This window comes from Streptomyces sp. NPDC059371 (genome assembly GCF_042751995.1).
GTDB lineage: Bacteria > Actinomycetota > Actinomycetes > Streptomycetales > Streptomycetaceae > Streptomyces.
This window is the reverse complement of record NZ_JBHYXD010000026.1, coordinates 75,191-85,715: the sequence shown is the minus strand read 5'-3', so window position 1 is coordinate 85,715 and position 10,525 is coordinate 75,191. Positions and strand designations below refer to the sequence as shown.

General features: G+C 74.0%; 6 protein-coding genes. All 6 read right to left on the bottom strand.

Annotated elements, in window-relative coordinates; genetic code table 11:
* Window positions 1-135: 135 nt before the first annotated feature.
* On the bottom strand, window positions 136-1,089 hold the full coding sequence (locus ACFXGX_RS17520) for a bifunctional riboflavin kinase/FAD synthetase (protein ID WP_384791359.1): 954 nt from the start codon (window positions 1,087-1,089) through the stop codon (window positions 136-138).
* 159 nt (window positions 1,090-1,248) lie between these two features.
* On the bottom strand, window positions 1,249-5,370 hold the full coding sequence (locus ACFXGX_RS17515; RefSeq protein WP_384791356.1) for a serine protease: 4,122 nt from the start codon (window positions 5,368-5,370) through the stop codon (window positions 1,249-1,251).
* Window positions 5,371-5,632: 262 nt separating this feature from the next.
* A complete protein-coding gene (truB, locus tag ACFXGX_RS17510; protein ID WP_384791354.1) occupies window positions 5,633-6,538 on the bottom strand; it encodes a tRNA pseudouridine(55) synthase TruB in 906 nt (301 codons plus the stop codon).
* Window positions 6,535-6,993 carry a 30S ribosome-binding factor RbfA gene (gene rbfA, locus ACFXGX_RS17505; protein WP_384791351.1) on the bottom strand — a complete coding sequence of 153 codons (459 nt, stop codon included), beginning with the start codon at window positions 6,991-6,993 and terminating at the stop codon, window positions 6,535-6,537. Before rbfA ends, truB begins: the two co-directional genes overlap by 4 nt.
* A gap of 43 nt (window positions 6,994-7,036) precedes the next feature.
* Entirely contained in the window at window positions 7,037-7,330 is a 294-nt protein-coding gene (locus ACFXGX_RS17500) for a DUF503 domain-containing protein (protein WP_384791348.1), read from the bottom strand.
* Between the two features lie 323 nt (window positions 7,331-7,653).
* Window positions 7,654-10,525, bottom strand: a 2,872-nt coding sequence (gene infB, locus ACFXGX_RS17495; RefSeq protein ID WP_384791344.1) for a translation initiation factor IF-2, incomplete at its 5' end; no start/stop codon positions are given.

The window sequence follows — 10,525 nt, the reverse complement described above, 5'->3', positions numbered from 1 at the left end:
GCCAGCGCGCCCCCCCCCCCGCGCTCGCGCGCGCCCTCGCTCCGCCCCCCCCCCCCCCCCGCCGCGGGCGCCGCCGCATACAGGTATGCGAGCTGTTTCGGGCTGTACTCGGGCCCTGCTCGAGCTGTCCGGGCGCTACTCCCCGTCGTACGCCTCGATCAGTTCCCGTGAGCGCTTCACATCGTCGCCGATGGCCACCAGCAGGGCCTCGATGGAGTCGAACCTGGCCTGGCCGCGGACGAACGCGAGGAAGTCGACGGCGACGTGCAGGCCGTAGAGGTCGAGGCCGACGCGGTCGATGGCGTACGCCTCCACCGTGCGCTCGGTGCCGTCGAACTGCGGGTTCGTGCCCACGGAGATCGCGGCGGGCATGGCGTCGCCCTGGGCGTGCAGCCAGCCGGCGTAGACGCCGTCGGCGGGGATCGCGGTGTGCGGGAGGGTCTCGACGTTCGCCGTGGGGAAGCCGAGTTCGCGGCCGCGCTGGGCACCGCGGACGACGACGCCCTCGACGCGGTGCGGCCGGCCGAGGATCTCGCGCGCGCCCTCGACATCGCCCTCGGTGACGAGGCGCCGCGTGAGGGTCGAGGAGAACGGCTCGCCGCCGCCCGCCTCGCCGGACACGAACAGATCGACGACCTCGACCTCGAAGTCGTACGTCTCCCCCTGCTCACGCAGGAAGCCGACGTTGCCCGCGGCCTTGTGGCCGAAGCGGAAGTTGGGGCCCTCGACGACCGCCTTGGCATGCAGCTTGTCGACCAGCACCTTGACCACGAAGTCGGCGGGCGACAGCTTCGAGAACTCGGTGGTGAACGGCAGGATGAGCAGCGCGTCGACGCCCAGTTCGGCCATCAGTTCGGCGCGGCGGTGGTGCGGGGCGAGCAGCGGGGGGTGGCTGCCCGGGCGGACGACCTCGCTGGGGTGCGGGTCGAAGGTGACCACCACGGAGGGGACGCCCAGCTCGCGGGCGCGGTCCACGGCATGCCGGATGATGACCTGGTGTCCGCGGTGCACCCCGTCGTAGGAACCGATGGTGACGACGCTGCGCCCCCAGTCCTCGGGGATGTCCTCCAAGCCACGCCAGCGCTGCACTGTGACCGCTCCTTGTCGAACCCGTGTCCATGATTGCCTTATTCGCAGCTCTAAGGGTGCCATGCCGTGCGCTCTCGGCTTGCATCGGCATCAGGCTGTGACCGATCGCTCAGCGCCGCGGTGTCCGGTGCCGAGTGCGTCGGGGTGCGCGGGCGTGGGTCAGGCGGGAGCCCTCGCCCCGGCCAGGTTCTCGATCAGGCGGCGCGTGCCGGGGCCCACGAGGACGGACCACTCCTCGGGGGTGCCGGTCACCCAGCGGGCCAGCGGGGTGGCGAAGCCGGGAACGCGCCGAGCCAGGTCGGCCAGTCCCCGGTCGAAGGCGCCGGCCCCGGCCGGGGTGCGGACGAGGAGGAGGCCGACGCGGTGCACCAGCTCGCGGGTGGATGTCTCCCCCCTGCGGTCGAGGCCGTCGGCGGCAGCTCTCAGCACGGTGTCGAGCACGGCCGGATCGCGCTCGTGCGCCAGCAGCAGATCGAGCAGTTCACGCCGCAGCGAGGCCGCCGCCGGGTCTCCCGACGCCCGGTCTCCCGACGCCTGCTCGCCGGGCGTCGCCAGGACCTGGGCGAGCGCGCTCCGCACCGGCGTGCCGCACGTCTCCAGCAGTCCGCTGACCAGGGGAAACAATGCCCCTTGGGCGGCGCTGCCGTGGTCGATGCGGCGGTCCACGTCGGCGGCCATGTACGCGGCGACTCCCGGGCACAGTTCCACGGTCTCCCGCACGAGCGCGGCGACCGGACGGGCCAACGCGGGTGTGGTGACGTCCGCGAGGGCGCGCAGCAGCTCGGCCGTGTCGGGGCCGAGCCGCCGCAGCCGGTCGCGGAACGCGGCGAGCACGGGCTCCGGGTCGGTGCCGAGCGCGGCCGTCAGCGCGCTCGCCGGCAGCCGTGGGTCACCGGCCGCAAAACGTTCCAGAGCCCGCGGCAGGCACCGGGTCCGCGCGAGCGGATCCTGTACGAGGATGCCGAGCGCTCCGCCGTGCAGGGCCCGGTCGGCGGGACGGGCGAGCAGGGCGAGCGCCGCGTGACGCAGCGGCTCGCGGTCGGCGGGGCCGGCCGCGAACGGTGCCGCGCGCAGCCCGTGGGCGACGGCCGCCGCCCGGCGCCTCGGCCGTTCGTCGTGCGCCCACCGCTCGACCGCCCGGCACACGGCGGACGGTTCCTCCTCGGCCAGCACGGCCAGCAGTTCGTCGCCGCGTGGATGGGCGGCGGCCATCAGTGCCTCGGTCAGATCGTCCGGGGCGCGCCGCCTGTGCGCGTACAGCAGTGCCTGAGCGGCCGTCGCCACGGTCGCGTTCGGCGTCGCGGTCAGGGGCCGCTCGTCGTCGAACCAGCGGGTGAGGTGGCGGTGTACGGCGATGGGGTCGGCGGCGAGGAGCCGCGAGACCGTGTCGAGGTGGCGCGGGGCGGCGGGGGCCTCGCCCGGGTACGGGGGCTCGGTCGCCGGAGACCTGCGGGGGTCGGCGGCCACCAGGCGCCTGAGCAGGTCGAAGCGTTCCGTGTCCGGGACGGGCAGGGCCACCCAGAAGGCCGGGCCGAACCCGTCCGGTACGGCTCTGCCCTGCTGCCTCCACACCACGATCCGTTCGGTGAGCAGCCGCAGCGCGCTGATGTACGGGGCCGCGTCGGGCACCCGGAGCAGGACGGTCGCGCAGAGGCGGGTGGCCCACCAGAGAGGGTCGCCCGGCGGGGCGGTGAGCGGGTCCGGCGCTTCGGGCGGGGGCAGCAGGTCGTCGACCGCGTGGACGAGGTCCTCGAGGCGGAGCGTCAGTTCCGCGGTGGCCCGCTGGCGGGCCAGCAGCAGCAGGGTCTCGACGACGGGGCCGATCCTGTGACGGGGGACGGGAAGGGCGCCCGCCCCGGAGGCCGGGGTCCTGACGTGATGTGTCCCGGTGCCGGGAGGGGTGGACCGGACACGGCGAGCGTTCCGGCGGTCGGGAGCCGTGGCCTCCGTAGAGCCGGTGCCGGTGCCGGTGCCAGTGCCAGTGCCGGTGCCGGTGCCGGTGCCGAGGGTGCCGCGTCCCCGGTGGACCAGGCTGTCCAGCGCCGCGTCCAGGTCGAGGTGGGTGCCCTGGATCCAGTCGGCGAGCTCCTCGTGGGCGAAGCGGTAGCCGTCGCCGGCGGGGACGAGGAGTCCTTCGGTGAGGACGGCGGACGCCCAGCCGGTGATGCCTGCGAGGCGTCCCCGGGCGGGGCCCCAGGGGAAGACGCTCTCGAAGGAGGCCCGGTCCAGTTGGCCCTGCCCGGGGCCCAGGCAGCGCCGGGCGGCTTCGTGCACCTGGCCGGAGACCCGGGCGGCGAGCCGGCGCACGGCGGTGCCGCGCAGTCCGTTCGCCACCGCGAGGCGGACCGCGACGCGCAGGCACATCAGGTCGAGGTGAGCGGCGAACACGTCGTCGCGGTCGAGCTGTTCGGCCGGCAGGTCCACGGGCGCGGCCATCACCTCGGAGAGCAGCCGCAGCACCAGGGGACGGCGGGCGTCGGCCGGCACCAGGGCGCCTTCCGGAATCCCGGCGCACGTCCGCGCCGACCGCGCCTCCGCCTCACTCAGTTCACCGAGCAGCACACAGGCGGGCAGCCCCCCGCCCGCGTCCGGCGCCGACACCCGGGCCGCGTCCGCCGACGGCGGTCCGCCAGCGTCCGTCGGCGACCGCCCGTCCCCGTAGGCGGACAACTGCCCGCCGATGTCCTCGGCCTGAGCCGGACCCCTCCTGACGCCGGATGGCGACACCCCGGAATCCAGCGGCGCACGCCCACCGGCGCACGCCGACGGCCGGCCGTCCGCACCCGGCACCGGCTCCCCGCCCCCGCCCCCGCCCGCCGACGGGGACACGCCCGCGGAGGCGGACGCCTCCTTGCCGGCATGGCGGGACGCCTGTCCGGCCGGGTGCGGTGCCGGGTGGTGCAGCAGCGCTGTGGGGAATTCCGTCCCGGCCCGTTCCCAGTACTCCGCGCGGCAGGCGACCGCGAGCCGGGTGCCGGTCTCCGTCAGCCAGGCCGTCGTCGCCTCCGTCCAGGCCGGGAGGCGGTGGGCGAGTTCGGGGGGCATCTCCTCGGGGCCGTCGAGGAGGAGCAGCAGTGGCCTGCCCGCGGCGCGCGCGGGAGCGGCCAGGCGGTCCGGCGCGATGTCGCCCAGTTCGCCGCCGTACCCCTCGGGAGGCAGGACGCTTCTGTCGGCCGGGGAGCGCCGCGCGGCCGGCGCACCAGTCGCCCCGGTGGTCCGCCGGGACGCGGCGACGATCCGCCCGGCGCGCTCCAGGGCGCGCGTCGCCGCGTCGGCCACCGAGGTGTCGTCGGCGCGGAGGTCGGCGCCGCGCAGCCAGAGGGTGGGAGCCGGCTCGGGGCCCCGCAGGCGGCGGGCGGCGAGGGCGGCCAGTTCGGTCGTACGGCCGCTGCCGGGCGGGCCGACGAGCCCGAGGACGAGGGCCGGGCCGCGCTCGAAGGACGCGAACTCCCTGATGACATCGGCCCGTTCGACGATCCCTGGCTGCGCACCCGCGGGTCCGGACGGAGCCGGTGGGCGGGGTCCGTCCGAGCCCACCGAGGTCGCGGTGAGTTCCAGCGCGGCCGCGAGGTTCAGATCGGCGCCGTAGGCGGGCACGGTGGCCGCGTTACGGGCCAGCAACCCGGCGAGGGGCCCCGCGCCGCCCCGCAGGGGGACGGCGAATCCGGGCGCTCGACGGCCCGCCGGGGTGTCCCCCGGCGCGGTGCCGTCCGGGGTGGCGGCGCGCGGGGCGGTGCCGACGACCGCGACGACGGCGCCGGTGCGGGCGTCGAGGACCGGCCCCCCGGCCGCTCCGCCGCCCGGCCTGAGCGCGTCCGCGCCCGCCGTGCCGATCGCCAATTCCAGTGCGCCGTGCGGGAGATGGGCCGGGCCGGCGGCCGGGTACGGCACGGCGGAGGTGCCCAGCACGCGCGCCTCGCGCCAGCCGCCCGCGGCGAGCCTGACGTAGGTGCCGGTCGCGACGCGGTCCCGCACGGTGACGGGGAGCGGGCACAGGCCGAGACCTCGGGTGTGGACGAGGGCGAGACCGAGTTCGGGCAGCGGAGTGACGGCGTCGGCGCCCAGCACGCAGGTGCGGCCGCCGGGAGCGTGCAGGACGAGCCGGTCGAGGCCGTCGACGGCCTCGTGGCTGGTGATCACGGTGCCGTGGTGGTCGGCCGCGAAACCCGTGCCGCGTGGCCGGCCGGCCAGGTCGCGGACGCGTACGAGGGCGTCGTCCCCCGGCTGCACGGCGTCGTCCGCCGCCTCTTCGAACCCCGTCCGCGGGCCTCGCCCCGCCATACTCGAACCTCCCCGCCGCGCTCCTGTTCCGACGGTAGGGGCGAGGTGATCAATGGGACAGATCGTGAGGCGAACGCGCCCCCCTCTACTCCCCTGATTCACTCCGAGCGCCCGCCCGATGGGGTGAATAGGGCAGGTCGGATGGATACACCTTGGGTGGGGGAACCGAGGGGGACCGTTGAGCGGCGGGCACGAGACCCCGTGACCGCCGCTCCACGGGCGAGATGTCCGCCCGGCCGCGCCCGGCGCGGGCGCGCGATCCTCAGGCGAAGACGGCCAGGCTCTTGGCCTTGCCCTTCTGTTCCTCGACCAGCGCGATGAACGCGCCCTCGGGGTCGAAGACCGCCGTGGTGCCCTTGCCGGCGTACTCGTCGGGCATCTCCAGCCGGACGCCGTTGAGCAGCAGCCGGGCCCGCTTGACGTCCACGTCCCAGCACGGGAACGCGGCCGCGGCCGCCTCCGCGATCGGCATCACCGTCAGCTCCTCCTGGAGCTGGTCGAGCGTGCGCGCGGAGTCCAGCTTGTACGGGCCGACGCGGGTGCGGCGCAGGGCGGTGAGGTGACCGCCGACACCCAGGTCCGCGCCGAGGTCGCGGGCGATCGCCCGGATGTACGTCCCCGACGAGCAGACGACGGAGACGACGAGGTCGAGCACCGGGGTGCCGTCCTCGGCGACCGCGTCACGGATGTCGTACACGGCGAACGACGAGATGGTCACCGGGCGGGCCGGGATCTCGAACTCCTCGCCCTCGCGCGCCCGCTTGTACGAGCGCACGCCGTCGATCTTGATGGCGCTGACCTTGGACGGCACCTGCATGATGGCGCCGGTCAGCTTGGCGACGCCGGCGTCGATCGCGTCGCGCTTCACACCGGAGGCGTCCGTCGAGGAGGTGATGTCGCCCTCGGCGTCGTCGGTCAGCGTGTTCTGGCCGAGCCGGATCGTGCCGAGGTACTCCTTCTCGGTGAGCGCGAGGTGCCCGAGGAGCTTGGTGGCCTTCTCGACGCCGAGGACGAGAACGCCTGTCGCCATGGGGTCGAGGGTGCCCGCGTGGCCGACCCGGCGGGTTCTGGCGATCCCGCGCATCTTGGCGACCACGTCGTGCGAGGTGAAGCCCGACGGCTTGTCGACAATGACAAGCCCGTCGGGCGTTTTGGGCTTCTGCGTCATTTAGCCGCGTCGTCCTCGTCGTCCTCGTCGTCCTCGCCCGGCTTCTTGTACGGGTCCGCGTCGCCCGCGAAGGACGCGCCGGCCGAGACCTCGCGCACCTTCTCGTCCGAGGCCCGTGCCTTGTCGAGGAGGTCCTCAATGGTCTTGGCGGTGTCCGGCAGGGCGTCCGCGACGAACGTCAGCGTCGGCGTGAACTTCACGCCCGCCGCCGCGCCGACGGCCGAGCGGAGCACGCCCTTGGCGCTCTCCAGGCCCGCGGCCGCCTCGGCACGCTGCTCGTCGTCCCCGTACACCGTGTAGAAGACGGTGGCCTCCCGGAGGTCCCCGGTGACCCGGGTGTCCGTGATGGTGACGTGAGTGCCGAGCCGCGGGTCCTTGATCCCGCGCTGCAGCTTCTTGGCCACCACCTCTCGGATGAGGTCCGCCAGCCTCTTCGCCCGCGCGTTGTCGGCCACTGGTCCGTCTCCTTCTTCGCCTTGCGTGTTGCGTCGGTCTTCGTCAGTCTTCGTCGTTGTGGAGTCTGCGTCGTACCGACAGCAGTTCCACCTCCGGTCGCGCAGCGACCAGCCGTTCGCACCGGTCCAGTACGTCGGTCAGGTGCGTGGTGTCCCCGGAGACCACCGCCAGGCCGATCTCGGCCCTGCGGTGAAGGTCCTGGTTGCCCGTCTCGGCGGCACTCACCGCGTACTTCCGCTGGAGTTCGGCGACGATCGGCCGGACGAGAGAGCGTTTCTCCTTGAGCGAGTGAACGTCGCCGAGGAGCAGATCGAAGGACAGCGTCCCCACATACATGTGTAACCGGATGTCCCGCCGGTACGGGGTAGACGGCCTGCCAATGCACTTGGCAGGGACATCAGAACCGTACAACGATCCGTCGGCTCGCTCGACGGGGTTTCCGGGCCTGGTCACACAGTTCCCCGCGCCCCGGGAAGGGACGCGGGGAATCGCGTGATCTCGCAAAAGCCAGGCTGGCCGGGGGGGTGGGGGGGCCCCCCGCCCGCCCGGGGGACGCGCTGTGTGAGCGGGGTGTGGAGCCACACGTTAGTAGGTCTCACCCCCACCGCCGGGGGGGGGGGGGGGGGCCCCCCCCCCCCCCCCCCAGCCTGGGAACCGCTTTACGAGCGCGGCTTCTCGCGCATCTCGTACGTCGCGATGACGTCGTCGACCTTGATGTCGTTGAAGTTGCCGAGGTTGATACCGCCCTCGAACCCTTCGCGGATCTCGGTGACGTCGTCCTTGAAGCGACGCAGCCCGGAGATGTTGAGGCTCTCCGCGATGACCTTGCCGTCGCGGATGAGGCGCGCCTTGGTGTTGCGCTTGACCTCGCCCGAACGGACCAGGACACCGGCGATGTTGCCCAGCTTGGACGACTTGAAGACCTCGCGGATCTCCGCCGTGCCGAGCTCGACCTCCTCGTACTCCGGCTTCAGCATGCCCTTCAGGGCCGCCTCGATCTCCTCGATGGCCTGGTAGATCACCGAGTAGTACCGGACGTCGACGCCCTCGCGCTCCGCCATCTGCGCCGCGCGGCCCGCAGCGCGGACGTTGAAGCCGATGACGATGGCGTCGGAGCCGGTCGCCAGGTTGATGTCGGACTCGGTGACCGCACCCACACCGCGGTGCAGGACACGGATGTCGACCTCTTCGCCGACGTCGAGCTGGAGCAGCGAGGACTCGAGAGCCTCCACCGAACCGGACGCGTCGCCCTTGATGATGAGGTTGAGTTCCTGCACCAGACCGGCCTTGAGGGCCTCGTCCAGGTTCTCCAGGGAGAACCGGACACCCCGGCGGGCGAAGTTGGCGTTGCGCTCGCGCGCCGCCCGCTTCTCTGCGATCTGACGCGCCGTGCGGTCCTCGTCGACGACGAGGAAGTTGTCGCCGGCGCCCGGGACGTTGGTGAGACCCAGGACCAGGACGGGGGTCGACGGACCCGCTTCCTCGACGTTGTTGCCGTTGTCGTCGAGCATCGCCCGGACACGGCCGTACGCGTCGCCGACCACCATGGTGTCGCCGATGCGCAGCGTGCCGCGCTGGACCAGGACCGTCGAAACGGCACCGCGGCCGCGGTCGAGGTGGGACTCGATCGCAATACCCTGCGCGTCCTGCTCCGGGTTGGCCCGCAGGTCGAGCGAGGCGTCCGCGGTCAGGACCACGGCCTCCAGCAGGCTCTCGATGTTGAGGCCCTGCTTGGCGGAGATGTCGACGAACATCGTGTCGCCGCCGTACTCCTCGGCCACCAGACCGAACTCGGTGAGCTGACCGCGCACCTTGGTCGGGTCCGCGCCCTCGACGTCGATCTTGTTGACCGCGACCACGATCGGCACGTCGGCCGCCTTGGCGTGGTTCAGCGCCTCGATCGTCTGGGGCATCACGCCGTCGTTGGCCGCCACCACGAGGATCGCGATGTCGGTCGACTTGGCACCACGGGCACGCATGGCGGTGAACGCCTCGTGACCGGGGGTGTCGATGAAGGTGATCCTGCGCTCTTCACCGTTGACCTCGGTCGCGACCTGGTACGCACCGATGTGCTGCGTGATACCGCCGGCCTCGCCCGCGACGACGTTCGTCTTGCGGATGGTGTCGAGAAGGCGGGTCTTACCGTGGTCGACGTGACCCATGACGGTCACGACCGGCGGACGGACCACGAGGTCGTCCTCGTCGCCCTCATCCTCGCCGAACTCGATGTCGAAGGACTCGAGCAGCTCGCGGTCCTCCTCCTCGGGGCTGACGATCTCGAGGACGAAGTTCATCTCGTCCGCGAGGAGCTTCAGCGTCTCGTCGGAGACGGACTGCGTGGCAGTGACCATCTCGCCGAGGTTCATCATCACGCCGACGAGCGACGCCGGGTTGGCGCCGATCTTCTCCGCGAAGTCGGTGAGGGACGCACCGCGCGACAGGCGGACGGCCTGTCCGTTGCCGCGAGGCAGCATGACGCCGCCGACCGACGGGGCCTGCATGGCCTCGTACTCCTGGCGCCTCTGCCGCTTCGACTTGCGACCACGACGCGCCGGACCGCCGGGACGGCCGAACGCACCCTGTGTGCCGCCACGGGCACCGGGACCACCCGGACGACCGCCGAAGCCGGGACGGCCACCGCCGCCACCGCCGGGACCACCCGGACGGCCGGCGAAACCGCCGCCACCGCCACCGGGACCACCGGGACGACCGGCGAAACCGCCACCGCCGCCACCGGGACCGGCCGGACGACCGGCGAAGCCGCCGCCCGGACGACCGCCACCGGCACCACCGGGACGACCGCCACCGGCACCCGGACCACGGCCACCGGGGCCGCCGCCGGGACGCGGGCTGCCCGCGGCAGGACGCTGAGGCATCATGCCGGGGTTCGGACGGTTACCGCCCGGACCGCCGCCGGGACGCGGAGCGCCGCCCTGCGGACGAGGCATACCGCCCGGAGTCGGACGGGCACCGCCCGGACCGCCCTGCGGACGCGGAGCGCCGCCGGGACCGCCCTGGGGACGGGGAGCACGGTCCTGGCCGCCGGCACCCTGCGGGCGCGGGCCACCGGGGGCACCGGCGCCACCGGGACGCGGGGCACCGCCCGGACGGGGCGCCTGCGGGCGCGCCATGCCGGTGGAGCCACCAGAGGTGAACGGGTTGTTGCCCGGACGGGGACCCGCGGGACGGGCACCACCCGGACGCGGGGCCTGGCCGCCGGGACGCGGGGCGCCCTGACGGTCGCCGCGCTCGGGACGGTCACCACGGCCCTGGCCGCCCTGGCCGGGACCACCGGCCGGACGGGCACCGGGACGCGGGGCCTGGCCGGCGGGACGCGGAGCGCCCGGACGGGGACCCGCGGCGGGAGCCGAGGAGGTCTGCGGCGCCGGCGGGGGCGGCCCCGGCGGGGCCGGCGGGGGGGCGGTGGCGGGCCGGCCCCCCCCGCCCCGGGGGGGGAGACACCCGCCCCACCACCTGGGTTGTGAGTGCGGGGCGGGGGGGGCGAGAGCGCGCTCGCCCCCCCCCGAACTG